Below are 227 nucleotides of genomic sequence, written 5' to 3'. Positions count from 1 at the left end.
ACCTCGAGGACACCGGGCGGGCGGTGTACGTCGTCCAAGACAGCGAGCCCGCGCCGATCGACTTCGACGGTGACCTTGAGGGGTGGGGGGGTCTCGCGATCGAGCAGTTCGGTGCCGGTCTGAAAGGCGGCATCCGGCCCGCCGCAGTGCTGCGACAGGAGGGTGTCGACGCCTACGTTGCGGAACTGCCGCGACTCGCCGAGGAAAAGGTCGACCTCGACGACTAC

Annotated in this window: 1 protein-coding gene; it reads left to right on the top strand. The window is 67.8% G+C overall.

The features are described from left to right. On the top strand, positions 1-227 hold a 227-nt coding region (locus C484_RS23315), incomplete at both ends, for a hypothetical protein (protein WP_006824048.1).

The organism is Natrialba taiwanensis DSM 12281 (genome assembly GCF_000337595.1).
In the GTDB taxonomy this organism is placed as follows: Archaea; Halobacteriota; Halobacteria; order Halobacteriales; family Natrialbaceae; genus Natrialba; species Natrialba taiwanensis.
Note: the sequence above shows the minus strand (reverse complement) of the source record. Positions and strands in the feature narration are given on the sequence as shown.